Genomic DNA, 20322 nt, shown 5'->3' on the forward strand with positions numbered 1-20322 from the left:
GGCCTAGCCCTCTTATTTGCTAGGCCTTTTTTGTGCTGTTCTATTAGGCGCGTACGCTTTTCACCCAGGCAATAATGGCAACCACATCCGTTTGAATGTCGGCTTCCATTTCGACTTCTAGCTTTTCACGTTCACGGTCCATTTTCCGAATTTCTTTCTTCGGGTAGGTTTTGCGCGCGTCGTGGGTCGGCATGTGCTTAATTTTCTCAAACATGCTGTGAATTGCAGGAAAACGTTTGGCAAAACCTTGTTGTTCCGCATTCGGCACGTTATCTAACAGCACGGCTAACCGAATGCAGCCCTCGGAAAGCTCGCATTGCCCTTGCTGCATAGCCAACGCAATGGTGGCAATGCTCTCGTGAATATATTCAAGCCGCTTCGCCTCGCCTGCTGCAATTTCTTTGTTTTGTTTATGCAAGCGAGAAAAAAGTATGCCCGCATAAATACTTAAACCAAGAATAATAAGCGCCCCAATAGCTGCAAATACCCAAAGCATCACAGTTCCTCGTCGTCTTCGTCGTCAAGATCAATACCCAGCTCTTCCACTAACTGCTGATAGCGGGCTAACTGTTCATCCACCCAGGCTTGATCTTCAACATGCAGGGTTTCACCCTCTTCGAGTGCGGTTAAGAAGTCTTGTAAACGGTCGTCGTTTTCAAGCATGGCTAGCTCTTCAGTTGGGTCTAACTGACGATCCGCAGGTGCTTTTTTCACTTGCTCTGGCATAACCAAAGGCACCGGCTTTTTACTGCCATGTCGTGGGTCGTCGGAGCCTGAACGATTTTGCGCGTGGTCCGACTCGCCCTTGTTCTTTGGACTAAAACGACTTCCTGAAGGCAAACCTTTGCGCTCACTTATTTTCTTGCCTTTCGTCGGAAGACTTTGTTTACGTTCTTCTTTAGGTGTTGAACGCACGCCCACTGGGCCAATTTTGCGTGTCTTTCTTTTCCGGGTCATATGCTTCCAATCAATTTAAAGTGAAACAAGAAGCTCTTAGGATACCTGAAATCGACCCAATACGGCATAGTTTAAGCATAAAAAAAGGGGTGATGCTGGCATCACCCCTCCAATATACTTATTAGTACGCAAGTAACTAATAAAGGTTGTCGCTTTATTTTTATTATTGTTATTTATTATATGCGAACGTGGTTCGCGAGTACTTCCGCCACTTTTTCTCAGCTTTGCGCCATTTTTTCTCGGCGGAGAAGTTATTGTTCTGAGCCTCCTGGCTTTATTATTATTCCTTCACGGGTGCACATGTTAATAAACGCAGATTCTGTTAACACTACCGCACCACATTAACGCACTTTATTGTTTTTGTAAGTTTTGCGTTAACGCTGCTGAACGCCTTACTGCTGCTTTCAAAAGTACAACATAGCCTTAAAATATGGCCCTAAGCGTTTAAGCACGTGGGATAGATTACTTCATTCTTTTAATATGGCAAGCTTTTTCTGTACATAAATTAACAAGCCCTTCGATATCGCGTTAAGATTTCCTTACACAAGCCTAGTCTAAAGGTTATAGAGCCAAAAGCTCGCATCGGTGCATCCTTCCGCATACAATGCTATTTGCACTATTTTGCGGGGTGTCTTGCTTGTCCCGCAGTATCTTACGAAAGAGGAGTTTTTCATGCGTTATTTCATTGGCCTAGCAGCGGGAGTGTTACTCTCTGGCTGTGTGGCAACGACATCACCTCCCACGGCAGACACAGACGCTACCTTCCAAAGCATAGCGGAAGCTGCGTGGGACTTTAACCGTAGACAATACCCGCCTACAGCCGTGTACCTTGGTGACAAAAGCGTAGAAGGAAAGCTAACGGACATTTCGCCGGAAGCATTAGAAATGCGTTACAACACGCGGAAGCGCTATTACGAACAAATTGAAGCTATTCCAGCGGAGCAGCTTAGCGAAGCAAACCAAATTAACCGCGAAATGATTCTTTATGCGCTTCGTAACCAGCTGTCTGATTACGAGTACCAAATGTACTTAACACCGCTCACAAGTGAAACAGGGCCTCATAACCGCCTTGCTTATGTAGCCAATGGCAAGCGCTTACGTAATGCACACCAGGCAAACGTGTACCTGAGCGAGCTGAGCGAAATTCCAGGCTCCATGCAGCAGTATATAGCCTATATGCGTGAAGGCATTGCGGCAGGCATTACTCAGCCAGCTGTAGTACTACAGGGTATGCCAAATAACATTTTGGCTCTGGTGCCAGAAGACCCAACCGAAAGTGTTTTCTACCGCCCTATTGCTGAAGCAAAAAATACGCTACCAGCAGAGGTGTTCCAAGAAGTAGACAGCAAAGCACGCAGCCTTATAAGCGAACGGGTTCACGCAGCTTACCTTGCGTTCCACGATTTTATGGTGAACGAGTACATTCCAAACAGCCGTGAAGACATTGCGGCTACCAACTTACCCAATGGCGATGCTTTTTACGCAAACCGTGTGCGTCACTACACCACCACCGACTTAAGCCCAGAAGAAATTCATAACCGGGGCTTAGCGGAAGTCGCTCGTATTCGCGCTGAAATGGACGCGGTGATTGCTGAAATTGGTTTTGAAGGAACCTTCGAAGAGTTTACGCATTTCTTGCGTACCGACCCGCAGTTCTACCCAACGAGTGAAGAGCAGCTATTAAAAGAAGCAGCCTATATTTCGAAAAAGGCCGACGCAGCATTACCTCAGTACTTTAAATTATTACCTAGAAATACCTACGGTGTTGCGCCGGTACCCGCAGAGATTGCTCCCACATACACAACAGGTCGCTATGCTGGGTCGTCTTCCCCTGACCAGCCTGGTTACTACTGGGTGAACACCTATGCGCTTGATCGCCGTCCATTGTATGCCTTAGAAGCTTTAACGTTACACGAAGCTGTGCCTGGGCATCACTTACAAATTTCTTTAGCAAAAGAAATGGAAAACGTGCCAGACTACCGTCGCTCAACTTATATTTCTGCGTTCGGTGAAGGCTGGGGCTTATACGCTGAGCACTGGGGTGTGGAAGCTGGATTTTACCAAGACCCATACAGCAACTTTGGCCGCTTAAGCTATGAAATGTGGCGCGCAGCACGCCTTGTTGTGGACACAGGAATGCACACCATGGGCTGGAGCCGTGACCGTGCTGTAGAGTTTATGGCAAGCAATACAGCCTTGTCGCTGCATAATGTGAACACTGAAATTGACCGCTACATTAGCTGGCCTGCACAAGCTTTGTCGTACAAGCTTGGTGAAATGCTGATTAAGCAATTACGCGCAGACGCAGAAGCGGCCTTAGGTGAACACTTCGACATTCGCGAGTTCCACTACCAGGTACTGAAGAATGGCAGTATTCCTCTTGCAACGCTAGAGCGTAAGGTACGAGGCTACATTGAAGAAGCAGCTGCTGCGCTGTAATGTTAATTAAAGCAAACAAAAAAGCAGCTTCGAAGAAGCTGCTTTTTTTTATATGGGCTTATGTATGTGCTTAATGTAAGCCGCGAATATATTGAGACAGAACTTCAATGTCTCGGTCTGTTAATTTAGCAGCCACATCACGCATCATGGCGTTCGGGTCGTTTGCACGCTCACCTGCGCGGAATTTTTCAAGCTGTGCTTTTGTGTACTCCGGGTGTTGTCCACTTAACAGAGGAAATGCCGCCTGACCTGCGCCAGCACCACTTGGGCCGTGACACGCTGCACACGCAGTAATACCACGCTCTAGGTCGCCACCCATAAATAGGGCCATACCTTCTGCTGCAATTTCTTCTGTGGTTTCACCTAACTTGTGCTCTTGCTGAGAGAAGTAAGCGGCTAAGTCGTACATGTCTTGTTCGCTTAAGCTCACTGCTTGACCTGACATCACTGGGTCGTAGCGTCCTTCTGCACCGTTGGTGGTTGCGCCAAGCTTATACTCACGTAATTGTTTTACTAAATAACGCGGGTGCTGACCGGCAATGCTTGGGAAAGTCCCCAGTGCACTGTTTCCGTCCGGGCCATGGCACGCAGCACATATGGCCGCCTTGCCTTCACCTGCGGCTGCATCGCCAACCAAAGTTTGCTTTGCTTCATCCGCAGCCATAGAAGAACCTGCGAACATATATAATCCAAATAGAATTACGAGTTTTTTCATAATCTCACTTCTCTGCATTTGAACGGGCACCCAAAAGCCACATACATAACTGTACACTAATAATGGGCCATTTTACACGAAACTGCGCACGATGAAACGCCTGTTTGCAGCTCAATCATTGGACTCCACCCCAGAATGCTTCATAATATGTTTCGATTCGCCCTCAGGCACAGGAAATAGTGGTATGTCTAACCCCGTAATTTTTCAGCAAGCTAAGTTTTTCACCAGTGCACCAAGCATTCGTCACTTACCCGAAGATAAGGGCATTGAAGTTGCTTTTGCTGGTCGCTCAAATGCGGGTAAGTCGAGCGCACTCAATGTGCTAACCCGGCAAAATAGCCTAGCACGTACCAGTAAAACACCTGGACGTACACAGCAAATAAATATTTTCGAACTCGACGAAAACCGCCGCTTAGTGGACTTGCCCGGCTATGGTTTTGCCAAAGTGCCATTAGAAATGAAAGTAAAGTGGCAAAAGTCGCTTTCCGAGTACCTGCAAGAACGAAAGTGTTTACGCGGTTTGGTGGTTCTGATGGATATTCGCCATGCATTTCGTGAAACCGACCAAGAGCTCATTCACTGGGCTGTGGCCAGCAATATTCCCGTGCTTGCGGTGCTGACAAAAGCGGACAAACTCAAAAGTGGCGCTCGTAAGTCTATGCTCATGAAGGCGCAAGAAGCGGTGCCTGCTTTTGGTGGTGACGTGGACGTTATTGCTTTTTCTTCACTGAAGAAAACCGGTGTTGAAGCTTTGGAAGCCGTAGTACAGAGCTGGTTTCAAGACGCCGCTGAGGACATTTCAACGCAGCAAGAAAGCTAATATGGCCGATACCTACCCTGTTTCCGCCTGGGCCAAGCTTTGCCTTTTGGCATTAATTTGGGGCAGTAGCTTTTTCCTTATCAAAAAAGGCCTGCTAACGTTTACAGCCTTAGAGGTGGCGTCCATTCGCCTCGCTTCTGCCGCCGCTGTACTGGCCCCTTTTGCCTTGGTTCGTGTACGCCGCATTCAACGCCACCAGTGGCCCATTATTCTCAGTGTTGGCTTGGTGGGTAGTATGCTGCCCGCTTTCCTGTTCGCTCTTGCTCAAACCCATGTAGACAGTGGCATTACAGGGGCCCTTAACGCATTAACCCCTTTATTTACCTTGCTTATAGGCGCTTTTATTTTCCGCCAATGGGTTACCCGTCGGACCTTATTTGGTTTGCTGGTGGGCTTTATTGGCACCCTAACCCTGGTGTTGGTCAATGCCAGCGGTACGCTTAGCCTCAACGCCTACGCCTTGTTTGTTGTCGCGGCTACCTGTTGCTATGGCTTTAACCTAAACCTTATTAAAGCTTATTTACCCGACCAAACACCCCTCACCATTACGGGGGTTAGTTTGCTTATGGTACTGCCCGTGGCTTTATTGTATTTAGCCGGCCCGAGTGAAGTGTTTGCCAAGTTAGAAGGCCCAACGGCATGGATGTCTTTTTCCGCTGTGGTAGCCCTGGGTGTCGTGGGTACCGCCCTGGCATTGATTTTGTTTAATCACCTCGTGCAAATTGGCACAACGGTGTTCGCCAGCTCCGTAACCTATTTAATTCCTTTGGTGGCTATGTTACTTGGCAGTTTAGATGGGGAGCATATTGGTGTGTGGCAGTTGCTTGGCATGGCCCTTATTCTGCTTGGTGTAGGTCTTGCAAACCGCAAGCCTACACCAAACAAGGTGTAACCAGGCGTTCCTTTAGTGGGCTTCGTCCCAGTTGTCCCCCACACCCGCTTCCGCAATTAAGGGAACGTCGAGTTCCGCAGCACTTTCCATAACACGTACTAACTCGGCCACATGGGTGTCCAGGCAGTCTTCACGAATCTCAAACACTAATTCGTCGTGCACCTGCATGGTCATATACACTTCGCCTTCGTTCGGTGTTGTGGCTAACCAGTCTTCCACCTTTAACATGGCCCGCTTAATTATGTCGGCTGCCGAGCCCTGCATAGGTGCGTTAATGGCTGCCCGCTCTGCCGCTTTTCTACGTGGAACATTCCGCGCATTAATTTCGGGTAGGTATAGGCGACGTCCGTAGATGGTTTCAACATAGCCTTGGCTTGCCGCCTGCTCGCGGGTTCTGTCCATATAGTCTTGCACGCCTGGGAAACGTTCAAAGTAAATGTCCATATAACGCTGCGCTTCTTTTTGCCCCACATTGAGTTGTTTGGCTAAGCCGAACGCTGACATGCCATAAATTAAACCGAAGTTCACTGCTTTAGCGCTACGGCGCTGTTCTGAAGTGACGGCATCTAAACTAACACCAAACACTTCACTTGCGGTGGCGCGGTGAATGTCTCGCCCTCGGGCAAAGGCTTGTAGTAACCCTTCCGACCGCGACAAATGCGCCATAATTCGCAGTTCAATTTGGCTATAGTCAATGGCGACTACTTTATATCCTGGTGGTGCCACGAAGGCTTGACGCACGCGGCGGCCCGCTTCATTTCGAATGGGTATATTTTGCAAGTTCGGCTCTGTTGAAGACAACCGGCCTGTTGCTGTCACTGCCTGATGGTACGAGGTATGAATTCGACCCGTTTCCGCATTGATCATACGGGGCAATTTGTCCGTATAGGTAGACTTCAACTTGGCTAAACCGCGGTGGCGTAAAATCAGTTCCGGCAGTGGGTAGTCCAGTGCCAACTCTTGCAACACATCTTCTGCTGTCGAAGGAGCGCCCTTTGGCGTTTTCTTTTTAATGGGTAACCCAAGCTGTTCGAATAAAATCGTTTGCAGCTGTTTTGGTGAGTTTAAGTTAAAAGGCGCCCCAGCAATTTCAAAGGCGTCTTTTTCTATTTCGCTCAGCTCTTTGGCAATTTCTTGGCTTTGTTTACTTAAACGGTCGGCATTTATCAGCACACCCCGACGCTCCATACCGCCTAAAATGGGCAGTAATGGCAGTTCTAACTCTGTTAACACCGACTTTAAGCCTGCAATGTCACACACTTTTGGCCAAATCGCCTGATGCAACCGCAGGGTAATGTCTGCGTCTTCAGCTGCATAGGGTGCGGCTTCTGCAATGGGAATTTGATCAAAAGTTTTTTGCTTCGCTCCTTTGCCGGCTAAGCTTTCATAACTAATGGTTTTGTGGCCTAAGTACTGCAAACTCAGGGTGTCCATGTCGTGGCGAGAACTGACACTGTTCAACACATACGAAGCGAGCATGGTGTCGTTTAGTATGCCCTTTAATTGAATGCCGTAATTACCCAGTACATGCAGGTCGTACTTGAGGTTTTGACCCACTTTCTTTTTCGCTGTGTCTTCTAGCAGTGGCTTCAGTGCTTGCAGTACCTGGTCTCGCGGAAGTTGGCTAGGGCCGCTTAAGTCTTGGTGAGCCAGCGGAATGTAGCAGGCTTCCCCAGGAACAGAGGCAAAGGACATGCCCACAAGCTCAGCTTCCATGTAGTTTAAGCTGGTGGTTTCTGTGTCTAAGGCATAACACTCTGCTTGCTCTAATTGGGTTATCCAGCGTTGTAAGGCCTCTTCCGTGGTAACCACTTCATAGTTGTCGTGGTCGAAGCTGGCTAGCTCTGCCGTGGGCGCTTCTTCCTGTTCTGGGTCTGTGGTTTTTACTTCCGCAGCCGAAGTACCACCCTCTTCTAATAGCTCGCCTAACCAACGTCTAAATTCACACTTTTTATAAAGTTCTATAAGCGTGTCCACGTCTGGCGACTTACGCTCGAAGGCTTCCAGATTCATCGGCAAGTCCACATCAAGCTTGATGGTGGCTAACTCCCGTGAAAGCAGCAAAATGTCTTTATGTTCAGCAATTTTAGCCGGCATACTTTTCGCGCCGCGGAAACTGAGTTCGGTAATTTTCTCAGGGTTCGCTAGCATAGCGTCAATGCTGCCCATGCCTTGCAAAATGCTTTGGGCCGTTTTTTCGCCCACACCTGGCATGCCTGGAATATTGTCGGAGCTGTCTCCCATTAATGCCAAGTAATCAATAATTTGGGCGGGACGCACACCAAAGCGCTCTTCCACTGTTTCCGGTGTCGACACGCGATTGTCTAACGTATTGATCAGGGTTACCGAGTCGTTTACCAGCTGTGCCATGTCTTTGTCGCTGGTGCTAATTAAGGTATGAAGCCCTTGTGAGGTTGCATACTGAGCCAAGGTACCAATGACGTCGTCGGCTTCTACGTTGTCAATCACCACCAAGGGCAGGCCCATGGCTTTAATTATTTCATGTAATGGCGCTATTTGTGTGCGTAAGTCGTCGGGCATGGGTGGACGATTCGCCTTATATTCCGCATACATGTCGTTCCGGAATGTTTTGCCTTTGGCGTCAAATACAACCGCCATATGGCTAGGCTCGTACTGGTTTAACAAGCTTTTCAGCATGTTTACAACACCGTAAATGGCACCGGTGGCTTCACCCGCAGAATTGGTTAAATGGGGTGGAGCATAATACGCACGAAATAAATACGATGAACCATCAACAAGCACAAATGGATTTTTGGGGATATCTGACATGAAGCCTTCCAACAAAGAGTAAAGTTCTGGGTATTAGAATGCCACAAACCGGCCGTTGAAAGCGACTCGCTTCCGTATATAGCTGTTATTCATTGTGGACGAACCTGTGGATAAGTCTGTGTAGAAATGCCGAAGCCTGCCGTGAGTCAATGAAAAATCGACAGCAGCATTAATAACCTAAGTGGTTGTTTTAACGGGATAAAGCAGGATATTCCCGGACATTTTTATTGTTCTTTTAAATTTCCTAACCAACTGTGGAAAGCGGTGCCGCTTTTGATCCTTCATACTCAGAGTTGAGCATCAGCTGGTCGATTAGAATACCACAATAATAGATCGGATCTAGTGATCTTTGATCAATTTTTAGCATGGATCGATCTTGACTTTTGGCCGTTCACTGTAAGCCTGTGAATTCATTAACTTCGTTGAAACAAGCGCTGAAACATACCGGCCTTTTCTTCCGATCGCTCTTGCTGTTGCAAGGGACCGGACCAAATTTTATGCAGCCCTTGTTGAGCAAAGCCATAGAAGTCAGGCTGTAGTGTGGTTAAGCCTGGCCCGGAAATTAACGAAGTAATGGCCACGGGCGGATACACCACCTGCCAACAGCCAAGTAAATACGCATAGCTTTGCAACAGGCGTGTTTGTATTTCTTCAAGGGCATGTGTGTCACGATCTGCAACGGTACAAATGGCAGCGGCTGTGGATCGGTACTCTTGAGCCAATTTGGTTTTATGGTGCAACAGATCGTTTTTATCGAGTGCGGGCTCTAAGGTGAAGTGGCTGAGGCTTGCCAGTAACCATACATAGGGTTGATGCTGCTTGAAGCTAAGTAAGGCGTCGACAATACTGTGGTTCATATCACCCGAATGAAAGCGCAGCTGGTCACGCACTGCTGCAAACCAGGCGAACAACTGTTGTTCGAACAAGGCCATATAAATGGCTTCTTTGCTTTTAAAATAAATGTAGGCGGTCCCTTTAGCGACCCCGGCTTTTGCCGCTATGGCGTGGACTGTGGGCAGCTGACCATTTTGCTCTAGTAACAACTGCAAAGCCGCTGCTAACAAACTGCTGCGGCGAGCGTCTTTTTCTTTCGCGGTGCGCGCCCGCTGTTTACTGCCAAGTCCTGTTTTTCCATGCGTTTTGTCGTCCATGGCAGTGTCCTTCCTTATAGGGGCCAAATAATAGGTAACATAAACATGGCAATAACAAACACCAAAATTTCCATGGGCAAACCGAGCTTCCAATAGTCACCAAACCGAAAGCCACCTGGCCCTAATATTAAGGTGTTATTTTGATGCCCAATAGGTGTTAAAAAGGCGCAGGAGGCTCCTACTGCTACTGCCATTAAAAAGGCATCGGGGTTTACGCCAAGCTGCCCTGCCGCACTTAACGCCACAGGACACATAACCGCAGCCGTGGCCGCATTATTCATAAAGTCCGACAAGCTCATAGACAAGATTAAAATAATACCAAGCGCCACAAGGGTGTGGCCCTGAGCCACATATTGCAGCATGCCGTTTGCCACCAAGTCCGCAGTGCCTGTGGTCGACATGGCTCCTGCGACCGGAATAAGCGCAGCCAATAACACCACAATGGACCAGTCAATACTTTCATATAAATGCCGTAGCGGCATGATTTTCAATGCCATGAGCGCAACGACTCCACCCGCAAAAGAAAGTGCTGCAGGCATTAAACCTAAAGCTGCACCTAAAATAGCAAACAGCATAATAGTTGAAGCTTGCACTGCTTTTTTATTGCTTGGTACGCGAATGGTTCGCTCTGCTAAAGGAACACAGCCAAACTGTGAAGCAAAACTTGCCAGGCGTTCAGGTTCACCCTGCATCAATATAACGTCGCCAGCACTTATTTTAGTGCGCCGCAATCGCTGTACGGAATGTTTTCCCTGCCGGGAAATAGCCAATAAATTGAGTCCGTAACGGGTGCGAAGTTCCAGCTCCTGGGCCGTATGCATGATAATTTTGGCGTTTGGCAATACCACCATTTCAACCAGTACAATGTCCCGATTTGCTGAGTTTTTCTCTATGTCTGTACTTGCTTGGGTACTTGGGTCGCGCATGCCAACCTGAAATCCTCGCAAGGTGCGCTCGCTCGACACCGTAATACGGCGGTCGAACCAACGGCTTGATAGTGACGCCGCTGGCGCACTCGTTGGGGTGTACATGGGCTGAACCGGTAAGCTACTGTGGGGCACTCGTTCACTTTCTAAAGTGACCGAATGTATTTTACCCAAGCTGGGCGGCTCTTTCTTACTGTCGGGTCGAACGTTTTCTAATAGTCGTAGCCCCAACGACGATAACAACTGACTTAACTTGTCTGGTTCAGCTTCCAGCATCAGCAAGTCGCCAGCTTTTAATGACTTATTCCAATGGGGAGTGATAACCTTTTCCCCGTCTCGCACCATACCAAGCAACTGCCCTTCTGAGTCGTCAATGGCTTTTTCTAAGTGCCAAATGGTCATGCCTTCGGCTTTACCGCCCTCGACAACTTTTACTTCAATTAAATACCGTCCTGTGTCGAAGTTTGCTGCGTCCATACGCTGTCGAACCGGCACCAAACGCCAACCAATAAGTGCTAAAAAGACCACGCCGACAAAAGCCACGGAAAAGCCCACGGGCGTGAAAGAAAACATACCAAAACCCTGGCTACTATATTCTGCTCGGAAACCGGCCACAATCAGGTTTGGCGGTGTTCCTATCAGGGTCGTCATGCCGCCTAGAATAGCGCCGAAAGCCACCGGCATAAGCACCTGCCCTGGCGCAATTTTTAAACGGTTGCCAATTGAATTGCCACGGGCATAAGTAAGGCCATAGCACCCACGTTGTTCATAAAGGCCGACATTAAAGCCGCTAACGCAGTAAGCGCCGCAATGGTTTTTGTCGGTGAGGTTGCCCCCGGAGCCAGCTTGTTCGCTACCACGTCAATGGCACCGGTACGTTGCAGGCTAAAACTCATAACCAACACGCATGCTACGGTGATAACTGCGGGGTGGCTAAAGCCAGAAAAAGCAAAGTCACCGGGCACCACACCCACCACGACACAGGCGGTTAACGCCAGTAAAGCCACTACATCGTGTCGCCATTTATCAATAATAAACAACACAATGGTAATAACTAAAATGGTCAGAATAAGTATTTGGTCGACACTCATGTTCGGCTCCAAAGCTTATGTTGGTTGCGCAGCCTGGTTAATACAGAACCCGTCTCGGGGGTTTTGCCTGTCCATAAACGAAAACTTTCAGCCGCTTGCCCTACCAACATACCTAGCCCATCGGCAACTTGACAGTGCGACGCCAAGGCCGCTTGCAAAAACAACGTGGGTTGAGCTCCGTACACCATGTCATAACAAAAGGGTGTGTTGGCGAAAACCGCGCTAGGTATTGGCAACCGTTGCCCTTGTAAACCACTGGATGTAGCGTTGACAATCACTTGGAAGCCCATGTTAGGTATGTCCTCAATGCGACTAAAGGCAAACTCAATAGTAGAACTTGTAGCATGCTTACGAGCGTGTTGCACCAATTGGTTCGCCCGTTGTTCTGTGCGGTTTGCTACATGCAAATACTGTACACCTGCATTTGTTAGGGCTGGAATGACTCCTCGAGCGGCGCCTCCAGCTCCCAGTAATAACACCCTTGCACCCGCTAAATCGGTCTCCAGTGATTGCAAGTCCGCAACCAATCCAACGCCGTCCGTATTGGTGCCAAACCAGTCCTGTCCTTGTTTTACCAGCGTATTAACAGCCCCGGTTTGGCTAGCTATCGACGAACGGCTGTCCGCATACGTAAAAGCATACTCTTTTAGCGGCAAGGTAATATTTGCGCCTATGCCCCCAGCTTTTTCAAAGGCGGCAAAACGTGTCTCGAACTGTTCAGCTGTTGCTTCAATACGCGTATACTGCACGGCCAAGCCAAACTGCTCTGCGAATGCAGTGTGAATGTCTGGCGACAAACTATGGCGAATTGGACTACCAAATACGGCTAACTTCATTATGTTTTCTCGTTTTTTTAAGCAAAATGCACCCAATAACACTAGCATTTATTCACAAATAGGTGGTGAAAAAGCTGTATTGCTAATGGCCAACCGGTTCTACGACATAATGGAAAGCAACCCTGCCGCAGCCGAGCTATTCGCTATGCACCCACAACCTCTTACACGCATACGAAACACATTTTACGAGTTTCTTTCTGGGTGGTTAGGTGGGCCAGCGCTTTTTGTGGAGAAGTATGGGCACCCAAGATTGCGGGCGCGCCATTTACCGTTCCGCATCGACACTAAAATGCGCGACCAATGGCTACTGTGCATGTACCAGGTGCTTGACGAAATGCTGCAGGATGAATGGTTAAGCCAACCTATTTACCATGAGCTACGCCAGCGCTTTACCGCACTGGCGCACCATATGATAAACCAAGCCAACTAACTTTTGTCGCGACGGGCCTCAATGCGGGCTATACGCCCTTCAAAACCCGTTTGGGTTTTGTCGTCAAGCCCAAAGCTTATCGCCTGACGGCACACGGCAATAGCCTCGTCGAAGCGTTTGTCTTCTAGTAATAAGTTGGCGTAATTCTGAAAAGTCAGGACCTGGGGTAACTTCCCACGATTATGTTGTTTCAGGGGGGCAGCTATTTGCTCGAATTCGGCCACGTGTTGCGCCGAAAAATAATGGCATGCGGCACGAAAGGCTTGGTCTTTTCGATTCTTATAACTGGTTTCGGTTAGGTTTGAAAGCAAGCGATGACGGCTTAGCGCGTCTGTTTCATCAGCTAAGGCGGCCGCGTTCTCTTCTAGGGCTTCAGGTACGTCGAAGGACGGCGCTGTTTCAGGCTCAGGGGCCGCTGGCGCTTCTTGCGTATCAAGGTCAGCTTTGGGTTCAACCGCCACGGTATTGTCTTCCGTGGCAGCAAGGTCCGCTGGCGTGTTTGGCGCTTGTGACTGGCCTTGTGCTTTCGACGCTTGCACCGCTCGGTACACAAGCACGACAACAAGAATAAGGGCAACAACGATAATAAATTTCATAATTCCGTCCTGTTCGATTTTTAATCTAAAGCAGCTTAATACGGAATGATGAAACGGGCAACTTTATCCTTCTGTTGCTAACCAATCCCTTGGTTTTAAATAATATTCTAGCTCAGCTTCGGCAGAACCCGGTTCCGCTTCAAAGGCATATTCCCAACGCGCTAACGGGGGCATAGACATCAAAATGGACTCGGTGCGACCGCCCGTTTGCAAGCCAAACAAGGTGCCTCTGTCGTATACCAAGTTAAACTCCACATAGCGGCCACGACGATATAATTGAAACGCTCGTTCGCGTTCACCATATGGGTGGTCTTTACGGCGTTCGGCTATAGGCGCCCACGCTTTCATAAAATGTTCACCCACAGAGCGCATTAAGCCAAAGGTATGCTCGAAATCAAGCTCTCCTGCTGGGTTGGTATTCAGATCATCAAAAAACAGCCCACCGACACCCCGTGTTTCATCGCGGTGCTTGAGATAGAAATAATTGTCGCACCACTTTTTGTAGTCGTTGTAGTAAGTGTCGCCAAATGGCGCTACTGCAGCACGGGACATTTCATGCCAGTGCACCACGTCTTCTTTAAACGGGTAAAAAGGGGTTAAGTCAAACCCGCCACCAAACCACCATACCGGCGCTTCACCTGGTTTTTCCGCAATAAAAAAGCGCACGTTAGCATGGGACGTGGGAATAAAAGGATTATGTGGGTGTAATACTAAAGACACGCCACAGGCATGAAAGCTGCGCCCTTCAAGCTCGGGCCGATGAGCAGTTGCAGAGCCGGGCATTTCTTCACCAAACACATGGCTATAGTTTACACCACCCTGTTCTATTACCCCGCCGTGGCGCATAACACGCGTACGCCCTCCACCGCCACCAGGCCGTTCCCAGTCGTCTTCTAAAAAGGCGCCCACACCGTCTACGGCCACTACGCCGGCACATATTTCGTCTTGCAAGCTTAAGAAGAATTCTTTGACACGTTCTAAATACTGGTGCTCTTTCATGGCCGTACAACATCTCCAGTCAGAGGGTTTAATATTTTGCTAGGCTGTGAGTTCCCACCCACTGGCTCTGTCATAATCCAGTCGACTTGCTCACCGAAGGTGCGCTCAACCTCTCCATGTGTAGTAAGTGCTTGCTCACCCTGCACATTTGCACTGCTTGAAACAAGTGCTGTTCCCAGGGCTTTACAAAGAGCCCGGGCCGGTTCAAAAGCTGTTACGCGCACAGCGATGGTGTCGTGCTCACCGCGCAGAAAGCGAGGCACATCGGGCTTCGCTGGTAGCACCAAAGTGACCGGACCTGGCCACTGGGAAAACACTTGAAAACGTTTGTCTTGAGGTATTTTGCTGTCGTCTACATAGGTCAGTAATTGGCTGTAGTCAGCAGCAATCAGAATAAGCCCTTTTTCTGCCGGCCGTTGTTTTATGGCTAATAACTTGCGCACCGCAATTTCGTCATAAGGCATACAACCTAACCCAAACACAGCTTCTGTTGGGTACGCAATAACACCATGGTTGTCTAAAGCTTCACGGGCGCCAGCGTATGTGTCTGTGCTAACAGTCGATTCTTGCATACGTTTTCAATCCTAATTCATACAAGGGCCGCTATTATAGCGGTTCAGAACGGTACCCGCATTCCTTTTGCGGACAACGCAAAGTAAGCCGGCCACTCTGCCGGTACTCCACTAAAATACCCCATTGGCATTTTGGGCATGTTTCTGCCACCGGTGGTTCGTTCACTGAGTAGCGGCACCTAGGGTATGCGTCGCAACCATAAAAAGACTTCCCATAGCGACTTGTGCGCAACACCAAGGTGCCTTTTTTACAGTCGGGGCATAAGGGAGCCTGGGCTTCAGCAGGTGCATTCGGGTCGAGCATGTAATGACAGGTCGGGAACCCACTGCAACCAACAAAAAAGCCATAGCGGCCTTTTTTTAGTAGTAAGTCGCTTTGGCATTCTGGGCAGTACTGCCCTGGTAAGGCTTGAGGTTCAAAGTCAGACTGTTCATGCACCGAACGGGTATAGTCGCAATTTGGGTAAGCTTCGCAGCCCCAAAAAGAATGCTTACCCATATGCCGCATACGCAGCTGTGCTCCGCATTTTGGACAAGGTTCAGCATGCTCGGCAGGGGTACGCGAGGCACTCGAGAATAGTTTGTTATCGCTCATGGTTGTGGCCCGCCGCTAGTGCAGTAAGCCTTCCGGCTCTTCAAACAACAGCTCTTCCATGCGAGTGTAAGCTTCTTCATGGCCTGGCACATTAAACAGCACCATAAGGACAACCCATTTTAAGTCTTCAAGCATAAACTGAGCTGTGTCGAGCTCCATAACACGGTCAATAACCATTTCACGGGTGGTGAAGTCGAGCACACCCACGTGTTCAAGATACATCAGAAAGCTGCGGCACTCTCTGTCAAGACGCGCCTCTTCTTCTTGTGTGTACACTCGAAATGAACTGAGCGGCACCGCCTTCATTAAATAAGGCTTTTCCTGGCTGTCTTGCAGCTCTGCAAGCCGCTCCAACCAGCTTAATGCTTTACCAATTTCCTGACTTGGAAAGCCTGCACGGGTAAGCTCATCGGTTAGATCTTCATGATCGACTACTACTTCCATATCGGAATGGATGTAGTTCTCAAACAAATACATGAGGATATCAAACATTCGTACTACCTCCTCACCCTGACATAGCCACCTGGCACTGCCTTAATCCATCCATCTACTTCAAGACTTACCAATTCATTCATAACATCGGCTACGGGTTTATTACTTTGTTGTAGCACCTGTTCGAACGACGTGGTTTCAAAGCCTACGGTATCTAACATTGGGCTTATTTCCAACCCCATTTGAAACTTTTCCTGCGAGTTTTCGCACCCTCGCGTTGTCGTTGCTGTTTGGAATTCTGGCCACTCTTCTAGAATGTCCTCAGCACGTGTCACTAATTTAGCGCCTTGTTGTATTAACACATGGCAGCCACGCCCAGTTGGGTCGTTTATTCCGTAGGGTACTGCAAAAATGTCTTTGCCTTGTTCGGCGGCCAGCCGCGCTGTAATAAGCGAGCCACTGCGCTGGGCCGCAGCCATGACCAATACGCCTCGGCTTAAACCACTTATTATACGGTTTCGCGCGGGGAAATGCTCGGTTTTTGCTGGAGTTCCGGGTAAATATTCACTAACCACCAGACCATGCTGCTGAATTTCTTTTTTTAAGGCCTTCGCCCGGGTGGGATAACAGGCGTCTATACCACAACCCAACACAGCACAGGTTGCCCCTCCTTGATTTAAAGCCGCCCAGTGCGCCGCACTGTCCACCCCCATCGCCATGCCGCTGGTAACGGTTAAGCCACTTGCTGCTAACGCCTGGGTCAAAGTTTCTGTATTCATCAGGGCTTGTGGCGAAGCATTGCGACTGCCAATAACCGCTATTTGATTACTATGCCCTAACGGCTCATGCCCTTCCCAACACAAAAACCAGGGTGGGTTTGCTATTTCGGCTAACTGTGTGGGGTAATGGGAATGCCCCCACACCCAAAACCCTCGCTGGCTGTCGCTTTCTTGTTGGTACCACTGCCAGGTGTTTTCCAGCCACTGGGCCCCTATTTCAGGTAGTTGCTTACGCCAAAACGCAGGCAATTCCGCCAAAGGGGCCTGCCAGTGCTGTGGTGCCCCAGCTTCAAATTGCCGCATGATTAAGCGTTTTAATTTGGCTGGGGCTAAAGCAAGCTGCAGCCATTCCTGTAATACGTGCTTGGTCCACCCCATCGTCCACCTCCGTGTATTGCACTATTTCAAGCTAGGCTAGGCAGCAAGGGACAAACAAACAAGGCAATAGGTGTTTTTTAAGCCTTGAACCGTTAAAATAGGTGCATACCTTCACTAATAAGGACACTAATTATGGCGATTATGACTGTTTTACGTTACCCAGATGAGCGTTTACGTACCAAAGCCACGCCTGTTGAGCATGTTGACGACGCACTGCGTGCGATTATCGACGAAATGTTTGAAACCATGTATGCCTCGCAAGGGGTGGGACTTGCTGCAACTCAAGTAGACGTACACAAGCGTTTATTTATTGCCGACTGTGGAGAAGAAGAGCGCGAGCCTTTGGTGTTTATTAACCCTGAAATTATTGCGAAAGACGGCCTTTTCGCCAATGAAGAAGGCTGCCTGAGCTTTCCCGGTGTTTATGCCAGCATAGAACGGGCCGGCAGCATTACGGTGAAAGCCCTTGACCGTAACGGCGAACCCTTCGAAATGGACGCCACGGGCCTGCTGTCTATTTGTATTCAACATGAAATAGACCACCTTAATGGCAAGCTTTTTGTTGACTACCTGTCGCCACTGAAGCGTGACCGTATTCGTAAGAAGCTTGAAAAAGAAGCCCGTATTGCTGAGCGAATGGGTCAATAAAGGAGCTTATGTGCGCATAGTATTTGCTGGAACACCCGATTTTGCCGCGCAGCATTTAGCTGCTTTAGTCGCCGACAATTCCTTAGAGGTGGTGGCGGCCTACACACAGCCCGACCGCCCGGCTGGACGCGGGAAAAAGCTACAACCTTCTGCGGTAAAGTCGTTAGCACTTGAACACAACATTCCGGTTGAACAACCGGCCAACTTTAAAAGCGAAGACGCGTTGGCCACCCTCGCCGCTTATAACGCCGATGTGATGGTGGTGGTTGCCTATGGTTTGCTGTTACCGCAGGCCGTTTTAGACACTCCGAAGCTGGGCTGTATTAATGTGCATGGCTCCTTATTACCCCGCTGGCGCGGCGCCGCACCTATACAGCGAGCTATTTGGGCTGGCGACACAGAAACTGGGGTCACCATTATGCAAATGGACGCGGGTTTAGACACAGGCCCCATGCTCATAAAAGCCGCCTTACCTATTACGCCAGAGGACACCAGCGCCAGCTTGTACCAAAAGTTGGCGGACATAGGGCCAAGCACGCTCGTCAGCGCCTTACACAAATTAGCCGCGGGTGAGCTAGAAGCCGAGATACAACAGGACACCGACGCCACCTATGCAAAGAAACTGGATAAAGCGGAAGCCGCCATTGACTGGCAACAGGACGCAGCCTTTATTGAACGCTGCATTCGGGCATTTAACCCCTGGCCTGGTACCGAGTTTTATTGCGGTGAACACCGAGTGAAAGTGTGGCAGGCCCAAGTAGTGCCCAGCACCAGTCAAGCTCCTGCTGGCACTGTGCTCGCTGCGAACAAAAACGGAATCGACATTCAATGTGGCAGCGACGTATTACGCCTGCTAAAACTACAGCCCCCTGGAAAAAAACCGATGAGCTGCCAAGACCTACTCAACTCTCGTCGCCATTGGTTTACCCCAGACTTACCTCTAGGAGCTGAGGCATGAGCCAAACGCCGATGTCTAGCCGTGCTGCAGCAGCCTCCATTTTGCAAGCAGTGTTGCAGCATGGCCGCTCGTTATCGGCCGTGTTACCTGAATACCAACAACAGCTAAGCCCTGCTGATCGGGCTTGGGTGCAAGCGGTTTGCTTCGATGTATTACGCGAACTGCCACGCTACGAATGGTTAATTAAGCAGCTTGTCGACAAGCCCTTAAAAAGCAAAGTGCGCATTATTCACTACCTACTTATGGTGGGGCTTTCGCAGTTACGCACCTTAAACACCCCTGAGCATGCCGCTTTATCGGAAACGGTCAATGCCACCAGCCGCTTAAGGCAAAAAGGCCTGAAAGGCTTAGTAAACGCTGTTTTGCGCAATTATTTAAGGCAACGAGAGGCCTTAGAAACACAGCTTGCCCAGCAAGTCCCTTTAGCTCACTGTTTTCCCCGCTGGTTACGCGACCGCATTGAAACCGCGTGGCCGGAACAAAGCCAGGCCATTTTCACAGCAAGCCAGCAACGGCCACCTTTGTGGCTGCGGGTCAATGCCCAAGCTTTCACCACCGAAGAATATTTAGCGCTGCTCGCCGAACAGGGCATTGAAGCACATGCTCACGCCCAGCGGCCCTACGCGTTAATGTTGGAACAACCCTTAGATGTGCGCACCCTGCCTCACTTCGAAACAGGTGCCGTGTCCGTGCAAGATATTAGCGCACAATGGGCAGGTTATTACCTACAGGCAGAGCCTGGCATGCTGGTACTCGACGCCTGTGCTGCGCCTGGCGGTAAAAGCGCTTTGTTGCTTGAACAAACGCCGGGCATCGAACTGCATGCGCTTGAGCTGGAAGAACGGCGCATACCCCGTATGCATGAAAACTTTGCCCGCTTAAACTTACAAGTCAAAGTAATGCAAGGCGATGCCGCTCAGCCTGAGCCTTGGTGGCCAGGTCAGTTATACGACCGCATTCTTCTCGACGCCCCCTGCTCTGCCACAGGTATATTGCGCCGTCAGCCGGACATTCGCTGGCACCGGCGAGAAACCGACATTGCCAGTTTAGTGACACTGCAACAAGACATATTACGCGCCCAGTGGCAGCTTTTAAAACCAGGCGGGATTTTGGTGTACGCCACCTGTTCTATATTACCGGAAGAAAACGAAGCCCAAATTCAGCAGTTCTTAGCCACTACCCCCGACGCTCAGCGGTCCGAGCCGCTTGCTCAGACAGGCTTACAAATTTTGCCTGGAACTGAACAAAGTAGCCATGGCGACGGCTTTTACTATGCTGCATTAACAAAGCGCGATATTAAATAGTTTGCTAAGGTGTG

General features: G+C 49.3%; 19 protein-coding genes and 1 pseudogene. 7 read left to right on the forward strand and 13 right to left on the reverse strand.

Features of this window, described 5'->3' with window-relative positions; all coding sequences use genetic code 11:
* Positions 1–43: 43 nt before the first annotated feature.
* Positions 44–496, reverse strand: a complete 453-nt coding sequence (locus CWE15_RS00170; RefSeq protein WP_241971819.1) for a DUF2489 domain-containing protein — start codon at positions 494–496, stop codon at positions 44–46.
* Positions 496–957 carry a Der GTPase-activating protein YihI gene (gene yihI / locus CWE15_RS00175; RefSeq protein WP_126756048.1) on the reverse strand — a complete coding sequence of 154 codons (462 nt, stop codon included), beginning with the start codon at positions 955–957 and terminating at the stop codon, positions 496–498. The genes CWE15_RS00170 and yihI overlap by 1 nt, the downstream gene beginning before the upstream one ends.
* Positions 958–1629: 672 nt before the next feature.
* Between yihI and CWE15_RS00180 the strand changes: the two genes are divergently transcribed.
* Positions 1630–3396: a DUF885 domain-containing protein gene (locus CWE15_RS00180; RefSeq protein ID WP_126756049.1), complete on the forward strand. Its 1767-nt coding sequence runs from the start codon at positions 1630–1632 to the stop codon at positions 3394–3396.
* A 70-nt stretch (positions 3397–3466) separates the two neighbouring features.
* On the opposite strand, the gene CWE15_RS00185 is transcribed toward CWE15_RS00180, so the two are convergent.
* On the reverse strand, positions 3467–4111 hold the full coding sequence (locus CWE15_RS00185) for a c-type cytochrome (protein WP_126756050.1): 645 nt from the start codon (positions 4109–4111) through the stop codon (positions 3467–3469).
* Between the two features lie 184 nt (positions 4112–4295).
* Here CWE15_RS00185 and yihA point away from each other — a divergent pair, with 184 nt between their 5' ends.
* Both yihA and CWE15_RS00195 read left to right on the forward strand, forming a co-directional pair.
* On the forward strand, positions 4296–4931 hold the full coding sequence (gene yihA, locus CWE15_RS00190; RefSeq protein WP_126756051.1) for a ribosome biogenesis GTP-binding protein YihA/YsxC: 636 nt from the start codon (positions 4296–4298) through the stop codon (positions 4929–4931).
* A 1-nt stretch (position 4932) separates the two neighbouring features.
* Complete coding sequence (locus CWE15_RS00195; protein ID WP_126756052.1) at positions 4933–5823, forward strand: DMT family transporter; 891 nt, start codon at positions 4933–4935, stop codon at positions 5821–5823.
* Positions 5824–5835: 12 nt separating this feature from the next.
* On the opposite strand, the gene polA is transcribed toward CWE15_RS00195, so the two are convergent.
* The 4 genes and pseudogenes from polA to aroE all read right to left on the reverse strand — a co-directional run bounded on the left by polA (position 5836) and on the right by aroE (position 12617).
* The gene (gene polA / locus CWE15_RS00200; protein WP_126756053.1) at positions 5836–8613 is read right to left on the reverse strand and encodes a DNA polymerase I; all 2778 of its coding nucleotides are present in this window, start codon (positions 8611–8613) and stop codon (positions 5836–5838) included.
* A 413-nt stretch (positions 8614–9026) separates the two neighbouring features.
* Entirely contained in the window at positions 9027–9764 is a 738-nt protein-coding gene (locus CWE15_RS00205) for a TetR/AcrR family transcriptional regulator (protein WP_126756054.1), read from the reverse strand.
* 14 nt (positions 9765–9778) lie between these two features.
* Positions 9779–11781: pseudogene (locus CWE15_RS00210) on the reverse strand (SLC13 family permease).
* Complete coding sequence (aroE, locus tag CWE15_RS00220; protein ID WP_126756057.1) at positions 11778–12617, reverse strand: shikimate dehydrogenase; 840 nt, start codon at positions 12615–12617, stop codon at positions 11778–11780. Before aroE ends, CWE15_RS00210 begins: the two are co-directional and overlap by 4 nt.
* Position 12618: 1 nt before the next feature.
* Between aroE and CWE15_RS00225 the strand changes: the two genes are divergently transcribed.
* Complete coding sequence (locus CWE15_RS00225) at positions 12619–13047, forward strand: group II truncated hemoglobin (protein ID WP_126756058.1); 429 nt, start codon at positions 12619–12621, stop codon at positions 13045–13047.
* Here the strand turns inward: CWE15_RS00225 and CWE15_RS00230 are convergent.
* From CWE15_RS00230 to dprA, 6 genes are all read right to left on the reverse strand, one after another.
* A complete protein-coding gene (locus CWE15_RS00230; protein ID WP_126756059.1) occupies positions 13044–13643 on the reverse strand; it encodes a hypothetical protein in 600 nt (199 codons plus the stop codon). The genes CWE15_RS00225 and CWE15_RS00230 overlap by 4 nt on opposite strands.
* A 63-nt stretch (positions 13644–13706) precedes the next feature.
* Entirely contained in the window at positions 13707–14642 is a 936-nt protein-coding gene (hemF, locus tag CWE15_RS00235; RefSeq protein ID WP_126756060.1) for an oxygen-dependent coproporphyrinogen oxidase, read from the reverse strand.
* Positions 14639–15214, reverse strand: a complete 576-nt coding sequence (gene tsaC, locus CWE15_RS00240) for an L-threonylcarbamoyladenylate synthase type 1 TsaC (RefSeq protein WP_126756061.1) — start codon at positions 15212–15214, stop codon at positions 14639–14641. The genes hemF and tsaC overlap by 4 nt, the downstream gene beginning before the upstream one ends.
* 34 nt (positions 15215–15248) lie before the next feature.
* Positions 15249–15809, reverse strand: a complete 561-nt coding sequence (locus tag CWE15_RS00245) for a DNA topoisomerase family protein (RefSeq protein WP_126756062.1) — start codon at positions 15807–15809, stop codon at positions 15249–15251.
* 15 nt (positions 15810–15824) lie between these two features.
* Positions 15825–16301, reverse strand: a complete 477-nt coding sequence (locus tag CWE15_RS00250; RefSeq protein WP_126756063.1) for a DUF494 family protein — start codon at positions 16299–16301, stop codon at positions 15825–15827.
* 5 nt (positions 16302–16306) lie between these two features.
* Complete coding sequence (gene dprA / locus CWE15_RS00255; protein WP_126756064.1) at positions 16307–17398, reverse strand: DNA-processing protein DprA; 1092 nt, start codon at positions 17396–17398, stop codon at positions 16307–16309.
* Positions 17399–17530: 132 nt separating this feature from the next.
* Here dprA and def point away from each other — a divergent pair, with 132 nt between their 5' ends.
* From def to rsmB, 3 genes are read left to right on the forward strand one after another with little or no spacing between them, the layout of a single operon-like run.
* Positions 17531–18046: a peptide deformylase gene (gene def, locus CWE15_RS00260; RefSeq protein ID WP_126756065.1), complete on the forward strand. Its 516-nt coding sequence runs from the start codon at positions 17531–17533 to the stop codon at positions 18044–18046.
* A gap of 10 nt (positions 18047–18056) precedes the next feature.
* The gene (gene fmt / locus CWE15_RS00265) at positions 18057–19004 is read left to right on the forward strand and encodes a methionyl-tRNA formyltransferase (protein WP_126756066.1); all 948 of its coding nucleotides are present in this window, start codon (positions 18057–18059) and stop codon (positions 19002–19004) included.
* Complete coding sequence (gene rsmB / locus CWE15_RS00270) at positions 19001–20308, forward strand: 16S rRNA (cytosine(967)-C(5))-methyltransferase RsmB (RefSeq protein ID WP_241971820.1); 1308 nt, start codon at positions 19001–19003, stop codon at positions 20306–20308. The genes fmt and rsmB overlap by 4 nt, the downstream gene beginning before the upstream one ends.
* Positions 20309–20322: the final 14 nt, after the last annotated feature.

The organism is Aliidiomarina taiwanensis (assembly GCF_003987015.1).
GTDB classification, from domain to species: Bacteria; Pseudomonadota; Gammaproteobacteria; order Enterobacterales; family Alteromonadaceae; genus Aliidiomarina; species Aliidiomarina taiwanensis.

What these genes read in the sequence shown, in the direction of transcription:
- rsmB (WP_241971820.1), top strand. Translation starts at nt 19,001, where the DNA reads ATGAGCCAAACGCCGATGTCTAGCCGTGCTGCAGCAGCCTCCATTTTG.
- CWE15_RS00225 (WP_126756058.1), top strand. Translation starts at nt 12,619, where the DNA reads ATGTTTTCTCGTTTTTTTAAGCAAAATGCACCCAATAACACTAGCATT.
- def (WP_126756065.1), top strand. Translation starts at nt 17,531, where the DNA reads ATGGCGATTATGACTGTTTTACGTTACCCAGATGAGCGTTTACGTACC.
- CWE15_RS00195 (WP_126756052.1), top strand. Translation starts at nt 4,933, where the DNA reads ATGGCCGATACCTACCCTGTTTCCGCCTGGGCCAAGCTTTGCCTTTTG.
- yihA (WP_126756051.1), top strand. Translation starts at nt 4,296, where the DNA reads ATGTCTAACCCCGTAATTTTTCAGCAAGCTAAGTTTTTCACCAGTGCA.
- CWE15_RS00250 (WP_126756063.1), bottom strand. Translation starts at nt 16,301, where the DNA reads ATGTTTGATATCCTCATGTATTTGTTTGAGAACTACATCCATTCCGAT.
- yihI (WP_126756048.1), bottom strand. Translation starts at nt 957, where the DNA reads ATGACCCGGAAAAGAAAGACACGCAAAATTGGCCCAGTGGGCGTGCGT.
- CWE15_RS00205 (WP_126756054.1), bottom strand. Translation starts at nt 9,764, where the DNA reads ATGGACGACAAAACGCATGGAAAAACAGGACTTGGCAGTAAACAGCGG.
- CWE15_RS00180 (WP_126756049.1), top strand. Translation starts at nt 1,630, where the DNA reads ATGCGTTATTTCATTGGCCTAGCAGCGGGAGTGTTACTCTCTGGCTGT.
- CWE15_RS00185 (WP_126756050.1), bottom strand. Translation starts at nt 4,111, where the DNA reads ATGAAAAAACTCGTAATTCTATTTGGATTATATATGTTCGCAGGTTCT.
- CWE15_RS00170 (WP_241971819.1), bottom strand. Translation starts at nt 496, where the DNA reads ATGCTTTGGGTATTTGCAGCTATTGGGGCGCTTATTATTCTTGGTTTA.
- CWE15_RS00230 (WP_126756059.1), bottom strand. Translation starts at nt 13,643, where the DNA reads ATGAAATTTATTATCGTTGTTGCCCTTATTCTTGTTGTCGTGCTTGTG.
- dprA (WP_126756064.1), bottom strand. Translation starts at nt 17,398, where the DNA reads ATGGGGTGGACCAAGCACGTATTACAGGAATGGCTGCAGCTTGCTTTA.
- tsaC (WP_126756061.1), bottom strand. Translation starts at nt 15,214, where the DNA reads ATGCAAGAATCGACTGTTAGCACAGACACATACGCTGGCGCCCGTGAA.
- polA (WP_126756053.1), bottom strand. Translation starts at nt 8,613, where the DNA reads ATGTCAGATATCCCCAAAAATCCATTTGTGCTTGTTGATGGTTCATCG.
- hemF (WP_126756060.1), bottom strand. Translation starts at nt 14,642, where the DNA reads ATGAAAGAGCACCAGTATTTAGAACGTGTCAAAGAATTCTTCTTAAGC.
- CWE15_RS00245 (WP_126756062.1), bottom strand. Translation starts at nt 15,809, where the DNA reads ATGAGCGATAACAAACTATTCTCGAGTGCCTCGCGTACCCCTGCCGAG.
- aroE (WP_126756057.1), bottom strand. Translation starts at nt 12,617, where the DNA reads ATGAAGTTAGCCGTATTTGGTAGTCCAATTCGCCATAGTTTGTCGCCA.